Raw genomic sequence first — 22506 nt, 5'->3', positions numbered from 1 at the left:
AAAAAACCGGCCTAGGGCCGGTTTTTTATTGGCCGCTGGCCTATGGCGCCGTGAAAGCCCCCTCAAGAAACGGCTCAGGCTGTGCTAAGATATCGCCCCTCATTTTGGGTCCGCGAGAGAGCACAGTGCACGACAACACCTATCTTCCCGATCACTTTTTGCGCCATATCCAGGCCATCATGCCGGCCCACCTCTCGCTGGATGAGTTCGTGGCGAGTTGTCGACGACCGCTTAGGCGCAGCATCCGGGTCAATACCCTCAAGATCGGCGTGCAGGATTTTGCCGCCAAGATGCAGCCACTGGGCTGGCAGCTGGATCCCGTGCCTTGGTGCGAGACAGGGTTTTGGCTGACGCGAGACGATGAGAGCGTGCCCCTTGGCAATACCGCCGAGCACTTGAGTGGCCTCTTCTATATCCAGGAGGCGAGCTCCATGCTGCCGGTGACGGCGCTGTTTGCCCGCGACAAGGTCAAACGGGATGGGATCTTGCTGGATGCGGCGGCGGCGCCGGGCTCCAAAACCACCCAGATCGCAGCCTTGATGAACAACCAGGGCATGCTAGTTGCCAACGAATATTCCAGCAGCCGACTCAAGGTGCTGAGCGCCAATATCCAGCGCTGCGGCGTCACCAACGTCGGCATGACCCATTTCGATGCCAAGGTGTTTGGCCAGTGGTTGCCGGAGACCTTCGACGCCATCCTGCTCGACGCCCCCTGCTCTGGGGAAGGCACGGTGCGCAAGGACGAAGACGCCCTTCGCAACTGGAGCATCGAGAGCATAAACGAGATAGCCGAGGTGCAGGCGGGCCTGCTGGAAAGCGCCTTCCATGCCCTCAAACCGGGCGGTGTGCTGGTCTACTCAACCTGCACCTTGAGCGAACAGGAGAACCAGGCCATCTGCCAGTCCCTGCTGGACAAGTTCGGCGATGCCTTGAGTTTTGATTCCCTGGGGGGTCTCTTCCCGGGCGCCGAGCAGGCCTGCACCCCTGAGGGGTATCTGCATGTCTGGCCCCAGATCTTTGACAGCGAAGGCTTCTTCGTCGCCCGCCTGCGCAAGCATCACTCCGTGGCCAACACCATGTTCAAGCCGGGCAAGCTCGGCAAGTTCCCCTATCTGCCGCTGCCGGCCAAAGAGTCCGAGCCCATGGTGCGCGAGATAGCAGATAACTTCGGGGTGGCGCCACGCGGCATGCTCTATGGCCGCAATGACGAGATCTGGCTCTTCCCCCACCCATTCGAGCAGTTGCAGGGCAAGCTGCGCTTCGATCGCATTGGCATCAAATTGGCGGAAACCTTCAAGAAGGGGTATCGACTAACCCACGAGTGGGCGCTGGCCAATGGCGGCATGGCGACTCAGGGCACGGTCGAGCTGGACGCTGCGAATGCACGGGAATACATGATGGGGCGGGATGTCTGGCCAGAGTTGACACCCGGCAGCGGCGAGGTGATCGTCCGCTATCAGGGGCATCCGCTGGGAATGGGGAAATGGGTCGGCAGTCGCATCAAGAATGCCCTGCCCCGTGAGCTGGTGCGTGACAACAACCTGTTCAACGGCTGAGGCGGCTGGCGGGAGGTGTGCATCTGCATGCCCTCCCCGCTGGTGGCTGGATCTGGGTATTGAGCAGTTTAACACCTGAACGAGTCTGAAAAACCTCCACTCTGGTTGAACTTTTAGTCAGATCTTGAATTGCTTCGAGCCTTGTCTAAGCTTAATGCTATCCACACACCAGTTAGCGCACGGCTCTGCAAGGAGCCAATTCCCCTATGCCAGGTACAAGGAATTCGTACCTGGCTTTTTTTATGCCCGCGTTTTGCCCGGCTTTCTCAGTCGACGATATCCGTCTGCGATTTCTCTTCACTATGTTCGTCACTGCGCTCTTCAACATACTGCGGTACCAGCTCGTGCTGATAGAGCAAGTCGATCGCCTGCTCGATGAGAGATGCCTGACTGTCTTCCAGCTGCAGGCCGAGTTCATGCAGTCGCTCGGCGTGACGATTGCTTATCCAGCACTGTAACCGGCTGTGACTCTCCTGCTTGCGCTTCACGTGCTGGCGCTGGCGCTCGGCGTTGTCCAGTGCCTCTGTTGGCGTTTTTTCTTGGCTCATATGACCTTGCTTCTTGTATCTATGCGATATGTTATCTCTCACTCGAGCAGTCTATCGATTGAGCAAGACAGGTTCCCGCCCGTCTGGAGAGAGACGGCCAAATATACCATCAGATCAACAAGATGCAATTTAACATAACAAAGAACGTGGCGCGGTTATCTTAAAGCAGCCCATCGAGGGCATGATCGGAGAACTTGTGGGCATCGTCGAAGTATTCCTGCAGGGTGCGCATGTCCTTGTGGCGGGTCACCTCGATGATCTTGTTCATGGGTTTGCCGGCGGTGACCGCCGAGGTGATAAAGCCTCGGCGCAGGCTATGGCCACTGACATAGAGGCTGTCGATGACCTGGCCAGTACGCCGCTTGATCATCAGGTTGATGCCCTGAGGGCCGAGGGGATCTGGCATCAACTGGCCCCAGCGGTTCATGCGGCGAAACAGTGGCCCCTCGCTAATCCGGCTTTTCTTGAGCCAATTCTGCAGCGCCCTGACGGGGCAATGGTGCTTGCCCGGAATGAGCGCGATCTCTGTCTCGTGCAGCTGATGCTTGCTTGGCTTGAGACGAAGCCTCACCCCCTGCCCCACAAATTCGAGATCGCTCACCTCGATGCGGGCCGCTTCCGAGCGGCGCAGGGCGCCACTGAACATCAGCAACAACAGGGTGTGATCCCGCAAGCCAGCGAGGTTGTTGGTGTCTATCTCATCCAGCACCTGGGTCAGCGGCTGCAGGGTCAGGGCCCCGGTCTTGCGCTTGCGGTTATCACCGAGCCGCACTATGCCGCGCATCATCTCTTTTATCTCCGCATGCTCGGTCGGCATGGGGTGAACTCCCTTCTGCTTGAAGGCGTAGCGAATGCCAGCGAGACGCCGCACCAGGGTCGCGGGTTTGCGCGGTTCACCGTTGCGAAGCTCCCCCTTTCCTTCCTGTTTGTCGAGCCAGACCCAGTCGGCGAGAATGCCGTCGGCCTGATCCGCTAGGAAGTTCATGATGTCGTGATGGGTGGTTTGCAGCGGATCCAGCTGCTGCAGATGACACCAGTAGACGAAGATGCGGGTATCTGCCTCGTAGGCATTGAGGGTCGAGTCCGCCTTGGCACTGCGCAGGAATCTTCTCGCCCGACTGTTGAGCTGGGGATCGAATACCGCCTGCAAGGATTGATGAGCCGGGTTTGAGATGCTGGGGTAAGTCACGTAAGCCTATGATTCAAATCGGAGTTCGGAAGGATCTTACAGGATCTTGCAGATCCATCAAGTATCGATAATGAATATTATCGATACTTATAGGGTATCAGTTTTAACCCATTCAGCATTCGGGAAGACCTCCCACCTTCCGAGTTCCATTTCGCCCGTTTACAGAAATTGAGCCGCTCCCGTTGTTCCTTTCGTGAGAGATAACATGCTCCAATCTTCGCTTTTATCAGGTGGATAATGCTGGCGATTGAAAATAAAAAGGCCCCGTTTGTGGGGCCTTGTCGGTTATTGTTTTGCCAGCTTGAACAGCGCGAAGAAGTTGTGGCTGGTGGCCTTGGCCAACTCCGTCAGCGGGATCTCTCGCAAGTCGGCAATGAACTGGGCGACGTCTCGCACGAAGGCGGGTTCGTTCTCCCTCCCCCGATGTGGCACAGGGGCCAGATAGGGCGAGTCGGTTTCGACCAGCAGCCGCTCAAGGGGTAGTGCCTTGACCACGGCTTGCAGGGCACTGGCCGTCTTGAAGGTCGCAATGCCGGAGATGGAAATATAAAAATCCATCGCCATGGCGGCTTCGGCCATCTCGAGGGATTCGGTGAAGCAGTGCAGCACCCCACCCACCTGATCGGCCCCCTCTTCGCGCATGATCTGCAGGGTATCTTGCTGGGCATCGCGAGTATGGATGATCAGAGGTTTGTTCAGTGCGCGCGCCACCCGGATGTGTTCACGAAAGGAAGCCTGCTGTACTTCCTTGTTTTCCGGCGAGTAGAAATAATCCAGCCCCGTCTCGCCGATGGCAACGACGCGGGGGTCTGCCGCCTGAGTCAGCAGCAGATCCGCATCGACGCCGGGATCCTGGTTGAGCGGATGCACCCCGCAGGAGGCAAACACCTGGGGATAAGGGGCGATCGCCGCCAGCATGGTCGGGAACTGTTGTTGAGTCACGCTCACACACAAAAAATATCCCACGTCCTGCGCCGCCGCCTTGGCCAGCACATCGGCCATGTCGGCCTGCTTGCTACCGTAGCTCAGACGATCGAGGTGACAATGGGAATCAACGAGTAACATACATAACCCTGCTTGTTTGCTTGATCGAGTTTATAACCAGCGGTTGAGCCAGTTCATCAGATGGATGGTGGGATTGGAGAGCTGACCCGGCTGGCAGGCTGCCTTCAGGCTGACCAACTGTTGCTCCGCCTCCAGCAAGGTTTCACTGGCGTGGCGTTCGGCCAGCTGCTGACTGAGCGCCGCCAGATCCGGCATCGCTAGCTGGTGATGACCGCAACCGGCCTGCGTCTTGAGGGCATCGCACAAAAACAGCTGCAGCCAGTGCAATCGAACCTGACTGTCTTCCCCCAGTTGCGAGCAGACACTGGTGGCGCGAGTGGGCGTCTGGGACAGGGAAACAAAACTCTCAAGCAGGGTTCGGCGCGCACCATCTTGTTGATCTTCGATGTAACGCAGCACCCGCAGCGGTGCCCCCTGGCAGATTCGCACCTGCGCCTGGGTCGCCTGATGCCCCTGTTCACTCAGCCAGCGTAGCGTCTCCCCTTCCGCCGGCAGCTGACAGACATGTTTGTGGCAGCGACTCAAGATAGTCGGCAACAGGCGCGACACCTTGGAGGCGATCAGCAGCAGCAGGCTATCACCGGCCGGCTCTTCCAGGGTTTTCAGCAAGGCATTGGCGGCAGATTCCGTCATACGCTCCGCGTCCGGAATGATCACCACCTTGCCGTGCCCAAGCTGGGCCGTGCTCTGCAGCCGGCCACAGATCTCGCGAATGGCTTCGACGCCGATGGTCTTGCTGTCGCTGCCTATAGTACCGAGATCCGGGTGGTGACCCTTGTCCAGCAGTTGGCAGGCGTGACACTGACCACAGGGTTCGCCCGCCGCCGGTCGCAGGCAAAGATGCAGCCGCGCCAGGCGATCGGCCAGCTGCTCCTTGCCAAGTCCCTGATCACCGAGCAGCAACCAGGCGTGGCCGAGGCGACCACGCTGGGCGCTCTGGCTCAGGGCTTGCCAGTCCGGGATCAGCCAGGGATACATAGCGAGCTATCCAGTGCGGCTTCGATGGCGGCCTTGACCTCTTCGGGGGTTTTCCCGCCGTCGATCACCAGGATGGAATCATCTTTGGCCGCGAGCTCCAGATAACGGGCACGGGTGCGCACGAAGAACCCCAGCTGCTCCAGTTCGATCCTGTCCAGCTCGCCGCGATGACGCGCCCGCTGCAAGCCGATGGCGGGATCGATATCGAGATACAGGGTCAAGTCCGGTTTGAAGTCGCCGAGCACCGCCTGTTTGATGGCCGCGATAAGTCCCGCATCGATGCCGCGACCGCCACCCTGATAGGCCTGGGAGGAGAGATCGTGCCTGTCCCCCACCACCCAGCAACCCTCGACCAACGCCGGTTTGATCCGAGTTTCCACCAATTGCACCCGGGAGGCATACATCAGCAGCAATTCGGCCTCGATGGTGAGGCGTTCATCGTGCACCTCTTTGACGATGGCGCGCATCCGCTCCGCCAACGGGGTACCACCGGGTTCACGGGTACACTCGATCCGCTCGATGCCATGGGCGCGCAGATAGTCGGTTACATAGCGTACCGCGGAGCTCTTCCCTGCTCCCTCCAGTCCTTCAATCACGATAAATTTAGACATTAGGGCTTCTTCAATATGTATTCGCGAACCGCCCGATTGTGTTCATCGAGCGTCTTGGAAAAGTAGTGGGCCCCGCCCCCCTTGGCGACGAAATAGAGATAATCGGTCGACAACGGGTTGAGCGCGGCCTCGATAGAGGCTTTGCCTGGCATGGCGATGGGGGTCGGCGGCAGACCGTCGATCACATAGGTGTTGTACGGGTTCACATCGGTCAGATCGCTGCGGCGAATGTTGCCATCGTATCTGTCCTTGACCCCGTAGATGACGGTGGGATCGGTCTGCAACTTCATGCCAAGGCGCAGGCGGTTGACGAACACCGAGGCGATCTGCGCCCGCTCGTCCGGCTGGCCGGTCTCTTTCTCGATGATCGATGCCATGATCAAGGCCTCGTAGGGCGTCTTGTACGGCAAGTTGGCCTGACGCTTGTCCCAGTTCTCTTGCAGAAAGGACTTCATGTCCTGGTAGGCACGGCGCAAGATGGAAATATCGCTAGCATGGGTTGTATAAGCATAAGTCTCTGGCAGGAACCAACCTTCCAGCTTGCCATTCTCTATCCCCAGCTCCTGGGCCAGATCGGCCTCGGTCTGCTCCACGGTCAACCGCTCCAGGTAAGGCGCACTGGAGAGCTGCTTCAACCAATCCTCGAAGCGAGATCCCTCGACGAAGGTGAGGCTGAAGTGAAACTCCTTGCCGGAAGCAAACAGCGACAGGGTCTCCTTGAGCGGCGCCCCTTCCTTGATCTCATAGGTGCCTGACTTGATGGCTACCAATTCGGGATGGCCACGCAGCCAGAGGCGCACCGCCCAGGGGCTGGTCTCCCCTTCCCCCAACTCGGCGATCAGGCGCGCCGCATGGGCGCCTTTTTCGACGGTGAAGAGGCGGGTCGGCCCCTTGTTGGTGAGCGTCTCCACCTCTTGCCATTTGTAATATACATAACCCCCAGCGACGGCAGCTGTCAGCGCCGCCCCCGCGAGCAGGGTGTAAAGCCGATTAAACTTCAATGACCAAACGCTCCTGTAAACGACGGATCAATACCGGGCTGGGATAAAGATGATCCCCGATGCCGTTCACCGGCACTACGCCCATCAGGGTATTGGTCAGCCATACTTCTTCGGCCTGCCACAGTGACTCTAACGGAGCCTCTACGACACGCAGTTCAATGCCCATCTGTTTAAGCATCATCATCACCCGGCGGCGCATGATGCCATCGACGCCTCCGTGGGAGAGATCCGGTGTGAACACCGTCTTGCCTCGACGCCAAAACAGATTTGTGCTGACTCCTTCTACCAGAAATCCGCGGCTGTTCAATACTATACCTTCGACCTTGCCGCGCGCGGCTAGTTCGCTTTTTAATAAAACTTGCTCCAAGCGGCCCAATGTCTTGAGCCCCGCCAGCATGGGCGCATCGCCGAGCCGTTGCTGGCAGACCAGCAGCTCGATGCCACTTTGCTGCCAACCCAGATAATGCGCCGGGTACTCGGCCAGCGACACTATCCGGGTGGGCGACTGGCAATCTGCCCCGTCATAGCCCCGACCGCCACTGCCGCGGGTCAACACGACTTTGACGACAGCCTGTGTCTGCCCTGTCGCAAGTTGCGCCACCTCCTCTGCCAGCCGATCCCAGGGCTGCTCGGCAAAGCCAAGTCTGGCGCTGGCATGTTGCAGCCGTGCCAGGTGATCCGGCCACCAGACAACGCGGCCAGCCAGCACCTGCATGGTGGTGAAATGGCCGTCTCCATACGCCAGGCCGCGATCCCTGGCAGACAAGGCTTCTGTTGGCACTCCATTGATCAACATGCGTGTCCTTTTGATAAAAAAGGCCCGATACCAGGGTATCGGGCCTGACTCTGCGCTTGGCAAATGCCCAGCGAGAATTATACGCGTTTGAAGATCAGGGAGCCATTGGTGCCGCCGAAACCAAACGAATTGGACAGGGCATAGTCGAACTGACCGGCCTTGGCCACGTGCGGAACCAGATCCAGATCGCACTCATCATCCGGGTTGTCCAGGTTGATGGTGGGTGGCACCTGCTGATCGCGCAGCGCCAGCACGGTGATGATCGCCTCGATGGCACCGGCGGCGCCCAGCAGATGACCAGTCATCGACTTGGTGGAGCTGATCATCAGCGACTTGGCATGTTCACCAAACACTAGCTTCATGCCGCGCAGCTCGGCCACATCCCCCAGCGGAGTGGAGGTGCCGTGCGCATTGATGTAACCAATTTGCTCGGGGGCAATGCCTGCATCCTTGATGGCATTTTTCATGGCGCGCGCGCCACCGTTGCCATCGGCGGGGGGAGCCGTCATGTGATAGGCATCGCCACTCATGCCAAAGCCAACCAGCTCGGCATAGATCTTGGCGCCACGGGCCTTGGCGTGTTCGTACTCTTCCAGCACCAATACCCCGGCGCCGTCACCCAGCACGAAGCCATCGCGATCCTTGTCCCAGGGGCGGCTCGCCTTCTGGGGCTCGTCGTTGCGAGTAGAGAGTGCCTTGGCCGCCGCGAAGCCGCCCATCCCCATGGGGGTGGAGGCCTTCTCGGTACCGCCGGCGACCATCACGTCCGCATCACCGTAGGCGATCATCCGACCGGCCATGCCGATAGCATGGGTGCCCGTAGTACAGGCGGTGGTCACGGCGATGTTCGGACCTTGCAGGCCCTTCATGATGGAGAGGTGACCGGACACCATGTTGATGATGGTGGATGGCACGAAGAAGGGGCTCAGCTTGCGCGGGCCGCCGTTCATCAGGCTGGTGTGGTTCTGCTCGATGAGACCCAGACCGCCGATACCGGAGCCGATGGCCACGCCAACCCGCTCCGCATTGTCTTCGTTGATGACCAGACCGGAATCATCCAGCGCCTGCACACCCGCCGCCACGCCGTACTGGATGAAGAGATCCATCTTGCGGGCTTCTTTGCGGTTGATGCCGAACTGCTCTGGATCGAAATCTTTGACCAGACCGGCGAAACGGGTCGCGAATTCGCTGGCGTCGAAATGGTCGATGAGAGAAATGCCGCTCTGCCCGTTAAGCAGGGCTTGCCAGCTGGATTCGGCGGTGTTGCCCACCGGGGAAAGCATCCCCAAGCCGGTTACCACGACTCTGCGTTTTGACACTGAGCTAGTCTCCGAGAGGTATTTTGAGAGGGAGTAGATATAAAAGAAGCGGCCCTTGGGCCGCTTCTTTCAGAACAGGAACTTATTCCTGATTCGCGGTGATGTAATCGATAGCCGCTTGAACAGTGGTGATCTTCTCGGCTTCTTCATCAGGAATTTCGGTATCGAATTCTTCTTCCAGCGCCATTACCAGTTCAACGGTATCCAAAGAGTCAGCGCCCAGGTCGTCGACGAAGGAGGCAGCGTTCTTAACGTCTTCCTCTTTAACACCCAGTTGTTCGATGATGATTTTCTTTACGCGTTCTTCGATGTTGCTCATGACCTGAATTTTCCTTTAAAAATACGCTATTGCGTCTGGTTGGGGTAGTGTATTCAATTGACGTGAGTTTGCAAGTGGCTTGCCGCTGGTCAAACCACGAAAATCGCCAAACTTCGGCGTATTATCGCAAATTTGAACAGATCTCACGACAAATTGATTACACCATGTACATCCCGCCATTAACATGCAGGGTTTCGCCGGTGATATAAGCAGCGTCATCAGACGCCAAGAATACCACAGCGGCAGCAATTTCTTTCGGGTCGCCCAAGCGACCGGCCGGCACCTGATTCATGATGCCATTGCGCTGTTCTTCATTGAGCGCTTTGGTCATGTCGGTCTCGATGAAACCGGGGGCCACCGCATTCACCGTGATGCCACGGGACGCCACTTCACGGGCCAGCGACTTGGTGAAACCAACCAGACCAGCCTTGGCGGCAGCATAGTTGACCTGACCCGCATTGCCCATGGTACCGACCACGGAACCGATGCTGATGATGCGACCATGGCGCTTCTTCATCATGGCACGCAATACCGGCTTGCTCAGACGGTACAGCGAGGTGAGGTTGGTGTCGATGATCTCGTTCCACTCATCATCTTTCATCCGCATCAACAGGTTGTCGCGGGTGATGCCGGCGTTGTTGATCAGGATGTCGATCTCGCCAAAGCGCGCCTTGATGGCGGCGAAGACGGTCTCGATGGATTCAGGGCTGGTCACGTTCAGTGCCATGCCACAACCTTGCTCGCCCAGATAGGCGCTGATGGCCTCGGCGCCGCTCTCGCTGGTTGCGGTACCCACTACCTTGGCGCCACGGGCCGCGAAGGTTTCGGCAATCGCACGGCCGATACCACGACTGGCACCGGTGACCAAGACTACTTTATCGGTAAAACTCATGACTCGCTCCTGATTACTTGACTTGGGCCAGCGCCTGCTCGAAAGAGGCGACATCGTTGGCGTGAATGCCTTCCACACGCGGGTCGATGCGTTTGGCCAGCCCGGTCAACACCTTGCCCGGTCCCATCTCGATCTCGAGCGTCACACCGTCGTTCGCCATCCGCTCAACGGTCTCGGTCCAACGAACCGGGCTGAACAGCTGACGCACCAGGGCTTGCTTGATGGCGGCCGGATCCTGCTCACAGGAGACGTCCACATTATTAATGACTGCGATGACAGGAACCTTGATCTCGATCCCATCCAGCGCGGCGGCCAGTTTTTCGGCAGCCGGTTTCATCAGAGCGCAGTGTGACGGCACCGAGACTGGCAGCGGCAGCGCACGCTTGGCGCCAGACTCTTTCATCAGCACGTTGGCACGCTCAACCGCGTCCTTGTGACCGGCGATGACCACCTGCCCTGGGGAGTTGAAGTTGACCGGTGACACCACCTGACCCTGCGCCGCTTTCTCACAGTTGGCCGCGATGGAATCGTTGTCCAGACCGATGATGGCGGCCATGGCGCCGGTACCTTCCGGCACGGCTTCCTGCATGGCGAGGCCTCGCAGCTCGACCAGCTTGACCGCATCGGCAAAATTCAGGGCGCCGCTGCACACCAGGGCGGAATACTCGCCCAGGCTATGCCCGGCCATGACGGCGGGAGTTGCCCCACCCTGTTGCTGCCACAGGCGCCAGAGGGCGACGGAGGCGGTCAGCAGCGCAGGTTGGGTACGCCAGGTCTTGTTCAGATCTTCGGCCGGCCCATTCATGACCAGGGCCAGCAGATCGTAACCCAGTACCTGGCTCGCCTCGGCGAAGGTCTCTTTAATTACGGCGTGTTGCTCGGCCAGTGCAGCCAGCATGCCGACGCTCTGGGAGCCTTGTCCCGGGAAGGCAATGGCAAATCGGGTCATCATTGATTCCTTTAAGGTAAGACGAATTCGATAAGCGGGCGCCCGAGACGGTTATCAAGGGCGCGGCTTGATATCAGAGGCGAACCAGCGCCGAACCCCAGGCGAAACCACCGCCGAAGGCTTCCAGCAACACTAGCTGGCCTGGCTGGATACGGCCATCACGCACCCCTTCATCGAAGGCGATGGGCACGGAGGCGGCAGAGGTGTTGCCATGGCGATCCAGAGTCAGGATCACCTTGTCCAGCCCCATGCCAAGTTTCTTGGCGGTGGCGCTGATGATGCGGAAGTTGGCCTGGTGTGGCACCAGCCAATCGAGCTCGCTGGGGTCGATGCCATTGGCCGCCAGGGTCTCGGTCACTATCTCGCTCAGGCGCGTCACCGCGACCTTGAACACGTCGTTGCCCTTCATATACATGTAGGCTTCGAGCTCGGCGCCCGGCATGCCGCGGTGTGGCTGCGGCAGCTTGAGCAGCTCGCCATAGCGGCCGTCGGCATGCAGATGGGTGGAGATGATGCCCGGGGTCTCGCTCGCCCCGATCACCACGGCCCCGGCTCCGTCACCGAAGATGATGATGGTACCGCGATCCTTGGGATCGCACATACGCGACAAGACGTCGGCACCCACTACCAAAACGTTGCGGGCGGCGCCGGATTTGACGAACTGATCGGCAACGGCGAGGGCATAGGTGAAGCCGGCGCAGGCGGCGGCCACGTCGAAGGCCGGGATCCCCGGCACCCCAAGCAGTCCCTGCAGTTCGCAGGCAGCCGCCGGGAAGGCGTTTTCGGCACTGGTGGTGGCCAGCACTATCATGTCCAGATCGGCGGCGGTCAGGCCGGCCGCGTCCAGTGCCCGCAAGGCAGCCTGATGAGACAGGGTCACGACGGTTTCGTCGGTCCCTGCGATGCGGCGCTCACGGATCCCGGTACGTTCCACGATCCACTCGTCACTGGTCTCAACCATCTGTTCAAGATCGGCGTTGGTACGCACCGAGCTCGGCAGGTAACTGCCAGTACCCAGAATTTTGCTATGCATAGAGTTCTTATAAGTCCCTGTCGGAAAAGACAGATTCAAGGCGATCTGCTATTTGCAATGGAAGTTGATGCTTGGCCTCTTGTGCGGCCAGCAAGATCGCATTACACAGAGCGCGCCGTTCGGCCCGCCCATGGCTTTTTACCACAATGCCGCGCAATCCTAACAGACTTGCGCCATTATACTGGTCGGGGTTCAGGTAAGAAAAACGTCGTTTGAACATAAATCCGGCGATCCGGCCAAGAAAACTGCGTTTCTTGCGGGGATATCCGGCCAATTGGGCCATCATTCGTACTACCCCCTCGGCCGTTTTGAGCGCCACGTTGCCCACGAAGCCATCGCAGACAATCACATCACATTCACCGCTGAAGATCCTGTCCCCCTCGATGAAGCCGACGAAATTGAGTGCGGGGCACTGGCGCAGCAACTCGGCGCTGTGACGCACCAGATCGTTGCCCTTGATCTCCTCCTCCCCCACGTTGAGCAGCGCCACCCTAGGGGACGCTATCCCCTCGACCCGTTCCGCCGCCACCGATCCCATCACAGCAAACTGCAGCAGAGTATCGGCATCGCAGCTCACGTTGGCGCCCAGGTCCAGCATCACGGTGCGCTTGCCACTCAGGGTTGGCAGCGCCTTGATCAGCGCAGGCCTGTCGACACCGGGCAAGGATTTGAGCACACACTTGGCCATGGCCATCAGGGCACCGGTATTGCCGGCACTGACGCAGGCATCGGCCTCCCCGGCTTTCACCAGATCCAGGACCACGCGCATGGAGGAGTCTTTCAGGGTACGCAGCGCCACGATCGGCTTTTCGCCCATGCCAACCACCTGGGAAGCATGTACAAAACGAACACGAGGATGAGTCAGCAAGCCATGTTGCTGTAACAGGGAGGTAGTCTGGTGTTGATCACCGACCAGAATAAGTTTGAGCTGAGGCAGAAGAGACAGTGCCTGCACGGCGGCAGGCACTGTTTCCGAGGGGCCAATATCTCCCCCCATTATGTCTAGCGCGACAGTTTGCGTAGACAAAGGCAATCCTTAAGCGATTACCTTTTTACCGCGGTAGAAACCATCGGCAGTCACGTGGTGACGACGATGGATTTCACCACTGGTCTGATCAACAGTCAGTGCTGCTGCGGTCAGTGCATCGTGGGAACGACGCATGCCACGCTTGGCGCGGGTTTTACGGTTCTGTTGTACGGCCATGGTAGGCTAACTCCTAAAAATTCACTTACGTTTGAGCTCTTCAAGAACTGCAAAGGGATTCGGCCGCTCATCAGCAGGTTCGATATCACCCCAGGTCATCTCCATGTTCCCTCGCGGGCAAACATCCATGGGATGCATTGCGACTTGAGGCAACGAGAGGATGAGTTCATCCTCCAGGATTTGATGAAGATCTATCTCGCCGTTTTCGTCCAACTCAATGGGCTCATAAGCTTCCGGCAGTTCTTCCTCGTTTGTTTTTTCAAACAGCGGAGTGTAGACAAATTCAGCTTCACAAAGGTGTTCGAATGCCTCTCCACAACGTTGGCAAACCAGATTGACCTTGGCATGGGCAGTGCCTTTCATAACGGTCAAACGCTGGACATCTTTACCAAATTGCACAGTGACATCCACATCACTTCGCAAGCCTTCGGTTGACGCTTCCAATCTGGGCATCTGCGACTTTTCCACTATCCCGACATAGTCGAGTAGCTTCAAGGCATTACGGACTGGATCAACCTTAACGGGCAACTTCACCTTTTGCATAGGGCGCGAATATTATAGGTCCAACAAGGGATAGTCAAAGGAAAAAGTCCTTACCGCCGATGATTTTAACCACACATGCCCCTGAATACAGGAACTTGCGTTCATCGGTGGCTGATTATGCCACAAACCGCAGGATCCCGCACAGGATCCTGCATCATCCGTTTGCCGTGGGGAGCTGGGTGAGTTGCATTCATTGCCGCGGCGAGAGCCATGGGTGCTCAGTGCTTCGTCGATCGAAGCTGACGCGCTGATTAAAAAACAGCCTGACAGTGTCATGTTCTCTGTCTTAGGATAATGACGGACTCTATAAGGACATCATTGGGAGACTCGTCATGAAAGGCCTTACGTTCTGGTCAATTGCCCTGGTGCTGGCGATTGGCGGCCAACAGGCACCCGCATTCGCCGAAGAAAAAACTGCCGGGCACTATTATCGGGAGGGCGATCTCGAATCCTTCATCCCTTGCGGATCGGACAATGCCTTCTGGATGAAGGGTGAGACAAAAGTATTGCAACCCTTGCGAGACAAGTTGAGCAAGCTGAACGAACTACACGCGGACTCCCCTCGCCCACTCTATGTCGAGGTCAGCGGCCATTTCGAAGACAACGCCAACAGCGAGGGGGTCTCGGCCGATTACGACGGTCTCTATCGCATCGAATCCGTACTCAGCAGTAGCCCGGACAGCCCGGCTTCCTGCCCCGTGTTGGTCATGGATGATTAACTCTATTTAGCGATGCCAGGTTGCTCAGGGAGTGACGGGACAGGCTGTGGCACTCCCCAGCAGGCTCTGCCGACTCGGCGGTTTGGGCTGTGCTTCCATCAGTAGTCTGATGGCCTGAAAGCTCTCCAGCGCGGCCTTGATGGCAATGGGATTGACCAGCCAGCCCGGCAAGTTGTTGCCCGGGTTGGTATAGGTTTCCAGCCGGATCAGAGTGGTGCCATCCCCTTGCGGCAACGCCTGCCAGCGCCCACTGCTATCCCGGATCCGCACCAGCCCAGGGCGTATGCGCAGTGCATCGGGCTCCGCCCATACCTTGAGCTCGAGTCCACAATCGGCCCGCCGCGACACATGAGAGCGGGTAATCAGCTCCCTGTCCTGCACCGGCCAGGGGGATTCCAGTCGGGTATACACCAACTCATCATCCGGCCCGGAGGTGGCGAGCACCCGCACCTCACGGCTCTTGGGCAACCACTCCTGATGGCGCGATGTATCCCGCAGCACGGCCAGGAGTGCAGAAGGCGCGGCCCTCACCCGCATCTCCAGGCGCAGCGCCAGATACGGGCCGGGTGGATGGGACTGGGTCCAGAGCATCACCCCGCTCTCTCCCTGCTGAGGTTGCCATCCCTGCCCCCAGCTCGTCAGGGAGATCAGCAGCAGAGTCAGCACGCCATATTTTCTCATTCGTATTTCCCATCTGATGGTTCTTATATGCTTATAGCCGCTTTCCAGACCCCCGGGAGCCTTGACCATGTTGGCAGCACATCGATGAGCACAATGTGGTGCCATGATCGCGGCCCCTGCACTTATCTCTTTTGCAGAATCCCAAGATGCGTTGGCTGTTTGCGCCGAGCATTTGGCAAAGATAGAATCAACTAATTGATTTATAGATGGATATCATCAGAACATGAACACGCCCTTGATCCTTGCCTCCACTTCCCGCTATCGCAAGGCCCTGCTGGAAAAGCTCGGTCTGCCGTTTCAATGTGCCTCCCCCGAGGTTGACGAATCACCCCTCCCCGGGGAATCGGCTCAGACACTGGTTGCGAGACTGGCCCATGCCAAGGCGAGCGCCATCGCCCGGCACCATGATCAGGGGCTGATCATCGGCTCTGATCAGGTGTGCGTGTGTGACGGCCAGATCCTTGGCAAGCCCGGCACGATAGAGGCTGCGGTAGCGCAGCTGATGGCGGCGCAGGGCAAGAGCGTCACCTTCTATACCGGGCTCTGTGTGCTGGATGCGGCGAATGGTCAGGCAAAGCAGTTGGTGGAACCCTTCACCGTCCATTTTCGCACTCTGGATGAAGCTGCCATTCGGCGTTATGTGAATGCAGAGTTGCCGCTCGATTGCGCCGGCAGTTTCAAATGCGAAGGTATGGGGATAGTGCTGTTCAAGGGGCTGGAGGGGCGAGATCCCAATGCCCTGATCGGTCTCCCCCTCATCGGTCTGATCGAGCTGCTGGATCAACATGGCTTGGCCCTGCCCTAAATCCGCAATAGGGAATGAGATCAGAAACGGGAGCCAAGGCTCCCGTTATATATAGATGTCTCGCAAGGCCAAATCAGCTTAGCAACTGTTTCAACTCGTCCATGCTGTCGACGATGGCCACAGGATCATGCTCAGCCAGCCGACTCCTGTCATGCACTCCCCAGGTCACACCGATGCGCGGCATGGCAAGCGCCTCTGCCATCGCCATGTCATGGATGGAGTCGCCTATCATCACCGCCTGCTCGGGGGTCAACCCCAGCTCATCCAGGATCTGTACCAGCATCAAGGGATCCGGCTTGGAATTGGCCTCATCCGCGCCGCGGGTGGCGGTAAACAGCGGCCGCAGCCCCGTCTCGTCAAGCACCCTGTCCAGACCCCGCCTTGATTTGCCCGTGGCAACCGCCAGGGCAATGCCCTCGGCATGCCAGCGGTGCAACAATTCACTTGCACCAGCGAATAGCGGGCTCGGCGTGTCGTCATGTAGATAGTGATGACGGTAACGGGCGATCAGGGCGGCGGCACGCTCACTGCCCTGCTCCAGATCGAACAGCAGGGGTATACCGACCTCGAGGCTGAGTCCGATGATCTGGTGTGTCTCCTGCGCGCTGGGGATTCGCTCGCCACAATCACGGGCGGCCCCTTGCACGCAGGCGACAATCCGGCCCACCGAATCCATCAGGGTACCGTCCCAGTCGAAGATGGCGAGCCGGATAGCCTTCATCAGCGTGCCAACTTGTTCAGGAAGCTGTCGAGCTCGGGGGCGAGCGGCGCCTCCACCTGCATCTCGCGGCCATCGGCCGGATGGGTGAAACTCAGCTTCCAGGCGTGCAAGAACAGCCGTTTCAGGCCCTGAGTGCGCATTTTCTCATCAAAGGCCGCTTCCCCATACTTGTCATCACAGGCGATGGGATGACCGGCATGCTGGGTATGCACCCGGATCTGGTGGGTACGACCGGTGATGGGGCTGCACTCCACCAGGGTGGCTTCGGCAAACTGCCGAGCAATCCGGAAACGGGTCTCGGATGGCTTGCCATCGCCGCTGACTCGCACCACCCGCTCGCCGGATTGCAGATCGTTTTTACGCAATGGCGCATTGACCACCTTGACGTGGGGCTGCCATTGGCCGCGCACCAGCGCCAGATATTGCTTGCGCATGGTCTTGACGCGCAGTTGCTCGTGCAGGCTGCGCAGCGCGCTGCGCTTCTTGGCAACCAGCAGCACGCCGGAGGTATCGCGATCGAGCCGATGGACCAGCTCCAGGAAGCGGGCCTCCGGGCGCAGGGCACGCAGCCCCTCGATAACGCCAAAGCTCAGGCCGCTACCACCGTGCACCGCCATGCCGGACGGTTTGTTGAGCACTATCATGGCCTCGTCTTCAAACAGGATCTGGCTCTCCAGACGCTGGATGCTGCCGAGGTTGGCAGAGGGCAATTCGTTCTTTTCGGCCACGCGCACAGGGGGCACCCGTACCTCGTCACCGACGCAGAGTTTGTATTCGGGTTTGATGCGTTTCTTGTTGACGCGCACCTCTCCTTTTCGAAGGATGCGATAGATCAGGCTCTTGGGGACGCCCTTTAACTGAGTCTTGAGAAAATTGTCGATGCGCTGCCCTTCATGCTCAGCTTCGATGGTGAGCAGCTGCACTTGTTGTTGTATCTGTGTCATGGCGCGGATTTTACCACTGCCGGTGCCCCTTGGCTGCATGCTTTGTTAAAAAATGGCACCTTGCTATAAAAGTGGTTTAAATGGGATAATAAACAAGGTTTTGTCATTGTGTTCAAGCCTTGTACTAAGTGGCCAAAATTTATGCCACCCAATCCCGAAACACCGTGTATACAAGAACATGACGGTTCCCGGGTGCGAGGTACAACGCATGGAGAACGCAAACAGAGCCAGTTTAATTGTCTCCACATCGGTATCCTTAATTCATGCCTTCTCGAGATGGCTGAACCAGAGCGCCCTTAGTTTGCGCCTCATGCATGCCCCAACCGGGAGGTTGCCCAAGCATGCTGAAGACCCGAGGCCGGCGCCGGCAGGACCCTGTGGAGGAATCAAAATGACAAAATAATGAGAACTCAATGAAAAGAATGCTAATCAACGCGACTCAGGAAGAGGAGTTGCGCGTAGCGCTGGTTGACGGACAACAGCTCTATGATTTGGATATTGAAAGTCCGGGCCACGAGCAGAAGAAAGCGAACATTTACAAGGGTAAAATCACCCGCGTAGAACCCAGTCTTGAAGCTGCTTTTGTCGACTACGGCGCCGAGCGCCACGGTTTCCTGCCCTTAAAGGAAATCGCCCGCAATTACTTCCCCTCCGGTTACTCCTATCAGGGTCGTCCCAACATCAAAGAAGTGATCCGCGAAGGTCAGGAAGTGATCGTCCAGATTGATAAGGAAGAGCGTGGCACCAAGGGTGCAGCCCTCACTACCTTTATCAGCCTGGCCGGTAGCTACCTGGTCCTGATGCCGAACAACCCCCGTGCCGGTGGTATCTCCCGCCGCATCGAGGGTGATGAAAGGACCGAACTGAAAGAAGCCCTGAGCGGACTGACCGTGCCGGACGGCATGGGTCTCATCGTACGCACCGCCGGTGTGGGCAAATCCCCGGAAGAGCTGGAATGGGACTTGAACGTTCTGCTCAACCACTGGGACTCCATCCACAAGGCATCACAGAACCGCTCCGCTCCGGTGCTTATCCATCAGGAAAGCAACGTGATCGTGCGCGCCATCCGTGATTACCTGCGTCGCGATGTCGGCGAGATCTTGATCGACAACCCGGTCATCTTCGAGCGCGCCAAGGCCCATATCGAACTGGTCCGTCCCGATTTCCTCAACCGCGTGAAGCTGTACAAGGGTGAAGTTGCCCTGTTCAACCACTTCCAGATTGAGAGCCAGATCGAGTCGGCCTTCCAGCGCGAAGTGCGCCTGCCCTCCGGCGGCAGCATCGTCATCGATCCGACCGAAGCCCTGACCTCCATCGATATCAACTCCTCCCGCGCCACCAAGGGCGGCGATATCGAAGAGACGGCGCTGCAAACCAACCTGGAAGCGGCCGACGAGATTGCCCGTCAATTGCGTCTGCGTGACTTGGGTGGTCTGATCGTCATCGACTTCATCGACATGACCCCGGTTCGCCATCAACGCGAAGTGGAAAACCGTCTGCGTGAAGCCGTCCATCAGGATCGTGCTCGCATCCAGCTCGGCCGGATCTCCCGTTTCGGTCTGCTGGAGATGTCCCGCCAGCGTCTGCGCCCCTCCCTCAACGAGTCCAGCAGCCATATCTGCCCTCGCTGCCAGGGTCAGGGTGTGATCCGTGATAACGAATCACTGGCCTTGTCCATCCTGCGTCTCATCGAAGAAGAGGCCATGAAGGACAATACCGAGCAGGTTCACGCTCAGGTGCCGGTCGATGTTGCCGCCTATCTGCTCAACGAGAAGCGGGCCTCCATCGCCAGTCTGGAACAGCGCAATGAAGTACGTCTGTACATCATTCCTAACCAGCATCTGGAAACCCCGCACTACGAAGTGACCCGCATTCGTCAAAACGAGATCCCGGAAGCGGCCAGTTACGAGCTGAAAACCGAAGTTGCCAAGCCGGTCTACCAACCGAAGCAGGCACAGGTGATCGAGCGTGAGCAGCCGCTGTTGCAAGGCTTCGTCCAGGCACCCCAGCCTGCCGCTCCGGCCGCGCCAGCACCTGCCCCTGTTGCCGTGACCGCCGCGGTAGTCGCACCAGTCGGCCTGTTTGGCAAGTTCGTCAAAGCCATCTCTGGTATCTTCTCCTCCGAACCGGGTCCTGTCGCCGCTGCGCCAGCCCAGACCGAGAAGCCAGCCGCCCGTGAAGCGCGCAAGGATGACGGTCATCGTCATCAGCGTGATGAGACCCGTGGCCGTGGCCAGCGTCCTCGTCGTGACGACAACCGCAACAACCGCAACACCGCCGAAGCCGGCGAGAAGCGGGAAGGTAGCGCCAACCGTGAGGGTGGTGAGAACCGCAACCGTCGTCCGCGCAAAGAACGTGAGCCTCGTCAGGACCGTGACGTCCGTGGTGAAGCGCGCAGCGAACAGCGCATGGATCGTGAACCCCGTGCTGAGGTGCGCAACGAGCCGCGCCAAGATCGCGAACCCCGTGAGCCACGTCAGGAACGTGAACCCCGCGCCCCGCGCCCGGCTCGCGAACCCCGTGCTCCGCGCGAACCTCGTGCCGAGGTCGTCGTTGAAGCCGTAGAAGCCGTTGAGGTTGATACTGCCATCATCAATGACGAACCGCGTCAGGAGAAAGAGCAGAAGGTGGCCGAGCGCCGTGAACGTCGTCAACTGCGCAAGCAGGTTCGTGTCGATGTCGCCGCTACCGATACCCCTGCCCTGCCTGCGGATGAGCAAGTGAACGAGGCTGCCGATACTCAAGCCGTGGCCGGTGAGCAAGAGGAGCAGACCGACGGTCAGCGCCGCTCTCGTCGTACCCCGCGCAGCCAGCGTATCGAAGGTCAGCGTCGCAAGCGCATCAACGAAGACGCCCGCAGCCAGCGTGATGATGAAGAGTCACATGCCGAGGCTCCCATCCTGACCGCAGCCGCTCAATCTGATGCAGCCCAGGTCAAAGTGGAAGAGCCGGCGGTGCCTGTTGTCACCACTCCGAGCGCCGAAGCCGTCGCCGCCGCGCTGCAAGCATCTGCCGCGCTGACCGAGCATATGGTCGTGGAAACCGTGGCTGACGAGGCCCCTCACCAGGTCGAGACTGCGGTTGCCGCCGTTGAACCTGTGGTCCAGGCCGACGCAGTAGCCCCTGTTACCGTGACCGAGCCGGTGGTCGCCGACGTGATTGTTGCCGAGGTTGCCGAGCAGCCAGCACCAGTCGTTGAAGCCCCTGCCGTTGAAGCCCCGGTCGCCGAAGCTGCACCAGCGATGGTGACAGAGTCTGCCCCGCAGGTTGCAGAGGTCGTTGCTGCGCCCGTTGTTGAGCCTGTCGCCGCTGTGACAGCTCAGGTCGAGCCTGCAGCCAAACCTGCCGTTGCAGCCCCTGTGATCAAACCGGTCAACAAGGGTGCTGGCGTACTGGCTAATGCTCGCAAGGCATCTGCGCCCATGGCCACCCCTGCTGCCGTACCTGCCCAGGAAAAACCTGAGCAGGTCGAACAGGCTTCCTTGGTTCGCAACGAAGTGGCCAGCTCCGGTCGTCACGCAGGCAGCACTGCCGCTGTCAACGTGGCAACCAGCCCGGCGGGTCGCCCCTGAGTTAGCTTGCTAGCCTGATGAAAAGAGCCACACACTGTGTGGCTCTTTTTTTTGCCCTGTCGTTATCCCCCCATATCGAGACCCTGACGACGACATAGACAAGGGCGTTATCGAGCGAATGATGCGACCACCGGCCCTGTGTGCCCCACGGGCAACCGCATTGTGTTCCCTTCGAAGCAAGACTGTGTTGTCGACATCTGGATTTAGACCAGTTCCGACAATCCACATCAGTCTATTTAGCTGCATTAAACACAAAATACATCGCATAACATCTAATGATTAATGCAAATCCAATACACAGACGCTGTTTTATGTGACCACTCAGCACCTTACTTCATTTTGACATCTGATTTATGACCAGGTCGACACCTCGGCCAACAAGGTGGCGTTCAACCCCTTCGGGATCTGCATGGCCATCTTTCAAGAGAGAGCCCCTTCCTCTTTCATCCTTCATTACCGGCAATAAGCGCCGGCTTCCCGCACCGAACTCAGGAGTTCTCTCACTCGCTGGTACTCAGGGCTGCAGCCCTGCTCTCGACGACCAGTGCTTACTATGCCTAGTAAACAAGTATGGTTTATTTGGTTACTGGATCTTAAAGGCGGTGATGAAGGTATGGACAGGGGTCTTGATAGGTTGATACCAAGTCTAGTTTGATGGCATATAAATGATATTTGTTTGGACTGGCTCGAGATGTCGCCCCGATACCATTAGCCGATGGTAAATCCAGATAAATGGTGCTGGCAGTTACTTGTTGGGCATGGACATTGCCGTCGCTGGTAGCGGGATTGGCTGCTACCTAAAACATCAGCCCCGTCATCAGCGGCCTAAGGTGAACTTGCAGTTACCCTGCCCTATTAAGCGCCCTGAAGCAGGCATTTATGCCCACCCTGCTGGCCATCGGCAGCTCCCACCTAGTCTGTACGAACTGATTGAGACCTTGCGCCAGATGCATAGCTCGCCGCTTACCGGCATCCTGTAGGCGAAACCAACATTGCTCCCTCGCGATGGTGCAATGCACCCTGGCAGTATGTACGTATTACATCGGCGAAGCGGCCACCCT

22 protein-coding genes are annotated in these 22506 nt (G+C 58.5%); 4 read left to right on the top strand and 18 right to left on the bottom strand.

What is annotated here, in order from left to right:
• Nucleotides 1-125 precede the first annotated feature (125 nt).
• Complete coding sequence (gene rsmF / locus BN1137_RS02195) at nt 126-1556, top strand: 16S rRNA (cytosine(1407)-C(5))-methyltransferase RsmF (RefSeq protein WP_050717030.1); 1431 nt, start codon at nt 126-128, stop codon at nt 1554-1556.
• 266 nt (nt 1557-1822) lie between these two features.
• Here the strand turns inward: rsmF and BN1137_RS02190 are convergent, their stop codons facing one another.
• The 15 genes from BN1137_RS02190 to yceD all read right to left on the bottom strand — a co-directional run bounded on the left by BN1137_RS02190 (nt 1823) and on the right by yceD (nt 14003).
• A complete protein-coding gene (locus BN1137_RS02190; RefSeq protein ID WP_050717029.1) occupies nt 1823-2104 on the bottom strand; it encodes a RepB family protein in 282 nt (93 codons plus the stop codon).
• A gap of 160 nt (nt 2105-2264) precedes the next feature.
• Nucleotides 2265-3293: a site-specific integrase gene (locus tag BN1137_RS02185; RefSeq protein WP_157433588.1), complete on the bottom strand. Its 1029-nt coding sequence runs from the start codon at nt 3291-3293 to the stop codon at nt 2265-2267.
• A 285-nt stretch (nt 3294-3578) separates the two neighbouring features.
• Nucleotides 3579-4358 (bottom strand): TatD family hydrolase, encoded by a 780-nt coding sequence (locus tag BN1137_RS02180; RefSeq protein ID WP_050717028.1) that lies wholly within the window; start codon nt 4356-4358, stop codon nt 3579-3581.
• 30 nt (nt 4359-4388) lie between these two features.
• Complete coding sequence (gene holB / locus BN1137_RS02175) at nt 4389-5336, bottom strand: DNA polymerase III subunit delta' (RefSeq protein WP_050717027.1); 948 nt, start codon at nt 5334-5336, stop codon at nt 4389-4391.
• On the bottom strand, nt 5321-5947 hold the full coding sequence (gene tmk / locus BN1137_RS02170; protein WP_050717026.1) for a dTMP kinase: 627 nt from the start codon (nt 5945-5947) through the stop codon (nt 5321-5323). Before tmk ends, holB begins: the two co-directional genes overlap by 16 nt.
• Entirely contained in the window at nt 5947-6948 is a 1002-nt protein-coding gene (gene mltG, locus BN1137_RS02165; protein WP_050717025.1) for an endolytic transglycosylase MltG, read from the bottom strand. Before mltG ends, tmk begins: the two co-directional genes overlap by 1 nt.
• Complete coding sequence (pabC, locus tag BN1137_RS02160) at nt 6938-7744, bottom strand: aminodeoxychorismate lyase (protein WP_050717024.1); 807 nt, start codon at nt 7742-7744, stop codon at nt 6938-6940. The genes mltG and pabC overlap by 11 nt, the downstream gene beginning before the upstream one ends.
• Before the next feature lie 77 nt (nt 7745-7821).
• Complete coding sequence (fabF, locus tag BN1137_RS02155) at nt 7822-9063, bottom strand: beta-ketoacyl-ACP synthase II (protein WP_050717023.1); 1242 nt, start codon at nt 9061-9063, stop codon at nt 7822-7824.
• A gap of 82 nt (nt 9064-9145) precedes the next feature.
• Nucleotides 9146-9382 (bottom strand): acyl carrier protein, encoded by a 237-nt coding sequence (gene acpP, locus BN1137_RS02150; protein WP_005300909.1) that lies wholly within the window; start codon nt 9380-9382, stop codon nt 9146-9148.
• A 157-nt stretch (nt 9383-9539) separates the two neighbouring features.
• Nucleotides 9540-10274: a 3-oxoacyl-ACP reductase FabG gene (gene fabG / locus BN1137_RS02145; protein ID WP_050717022.1), complete on the bottom strand. Its 735-nt coding sequence runs from the start codon at nt 10272-10274 to the stop codon at nt 9540-9542.
• A 13-nt stretch (nt 10275-10287) separates the two neighbouring features.
• Entirely contained in the window at nt 10288-11223 is a 936-nt protein-coding gene (fabD, locus tag BN1137_RS02140) for an ACP S-malonyltransferase (RefSeq protein ID WP_050717021.1), read from the bottom strand.
• Between the two features lie 73 nt (nt 11224-11296).
• Nucleotides 11297-12256, bottom strand: a complete 960-nt coding sequence (locus BN1137_RS02135) for a beta-ketoacyl-ACP synthase III (protein ID WP_050717020.1) — start codon at nt 12254-12256, stop codon at nt 11297-11299.
• Nucleotides 12257-12263: 7 nt separating this feature from the next.
• Nucleotides 12264-13283: a phosphate acyltransferase PlsX gene (gene plsX, locus BN1137_RS02130; RefSeq protein ID WP_050717019.1), complete on the bottom strand. Its 1020-nt coding sequence runs from the start codon at nt 13281-13283 to the stop codon at nt 12264-12266.
• 9 nt (nt 13284-13292) lie between these two features.
• Nucleotides 13293-13460 (bottom strand): 50S ribosomal protein L32, encoded by a 168-nt coding sequence (rpmF, locus tag BN1137_RS21750; protein WP_081966227.1) that lies wholly within the window; start codon nt 13458-13460, stop codon nt 13293-13295.
• Between the two features lie 21 nt (nt 13461-13481).
• Nucleotides 13482-14003 carry a 23S rRNA accumulation protein YceD gene (gene yceD, locus BN1137_RS21745; protein WP_083443335.1) on the bottom strand — a complete coding sequence of 174 codons (522 nt, stop codon included), beginning with the start codon at nt 14001-14003 and terminating at the stop codon, nt 13482-13484.
• Nucleotides 14004-14335: 332 nt separating this feature from the next.
• On the opposite strand from yceD, the gene BN1137_RS02120 reads away from it, so the two are divergent.
• Entirely contained in the window at nt 14336-14722 is a 387-nt protein-coding gene (locus tag BN1137_RS02120; protein WP_050717018.1) for a hypothetical protein, read from the top strand.
• A 24-nt stretch (nt 14723-14746) separates the two neighbouring features.
• Here BN1137_RS02120 and BN1137_RS02115 read toward each other — a convergent pair whose 3' ends face one another.
• A complete protein-coding gene (locus tag BN1137_RS02115) occupies nt 14747-15403 on the bottom strand; it encodes an START domain-containing protein (protein ID WP_050717017.1) in 657 nt (218 codons plus the stop codon).
• A gap of 223 nt (nt 15404-15626) precedes the next feature.
• Here BN1137_RS02115 and BN1137_RS02110 point away from each other — a divergent pair, with 223 nt between their 5' ends.
• Nucleotides 15627-16208 (top strand): Maf family protein, encoded by a 582-nt coding sequence (locus tag BN1137_RS02110; protein ID WP_050717016.1) that lies wholly within the window; start codon nt 15627-15629, stop codon nt 16206-16208.
• A 73-nt stretch (nt 16209-16281) separates the two neighbouring features.
• Here the strand turns inward: BN1137_RS02110 and BN1137_RS02105 are convergent, their stop codons facing one another.
• Both BN1137_RS02105 and rluC read right to left on the bottom strand, forming a co-directional pair.
• The gene (locus BN1137_RS02105) at nt 16282-16929 is read right to left on the bottom strand and encodes an HAD family hydrolase (RefSeq protein WP_050717015.1); all 648 of its coding nucleotides are present in this window, start codon (nt 16927-16929) and stop codon (nt 16282-16284) included.
• Nucleotides 16929-17873 carry a 23S rRNA pseudouridine(955/2504/2580) synthase RluC gene (gene rluC, locus BN1137_RS02100; RefSeq protein WP_232306879.1) on the bottom strand — a complete coding sequence of 315 codons (945 nt, stop codon included), beginning with the start codon at nt 17871-17873 and terminating at the stop codon, nt 16929-16931. The genes BN1137_RS02105 and rluC overlap by 1 nt, the downstream gene beginning before the upstream one ends.
• 413 nt (nt 17874-18286) lie before the next feature.
• Here rluC and rne point away from each other — a divergent pair, with 413 nt between their 5' ends.
• Nucleotides 18287-21445: a ribonuclease E gene (gene rne / locus BN1137_RS02095; RefSeq protein WP_050717013.1), complete on the top strand. Its 3159-nt coding sequence runs from the start codon at nt 18287-18289 to the stop codon at nt 21443-21445.
• The last annotated feature ends 1061 nt before the right edge of the window (nt 21446-22506 follow it).

Source organism: Aeromonas tecta (assembly GCF_000820185.1).
In the GTDB taxonomy this organism is placed as follows: domain Bacteria; phylum Pseudomonadota; class Gammaproteobacteria; order Enterobacterales; family Aeromonadaceae; genus Aeromonas; species Aeromonas tecta.
Note: the sequence above shows the minus strand (reverse complement) of the source record. Positions and strands in the feature narration are given on the sequence as shown.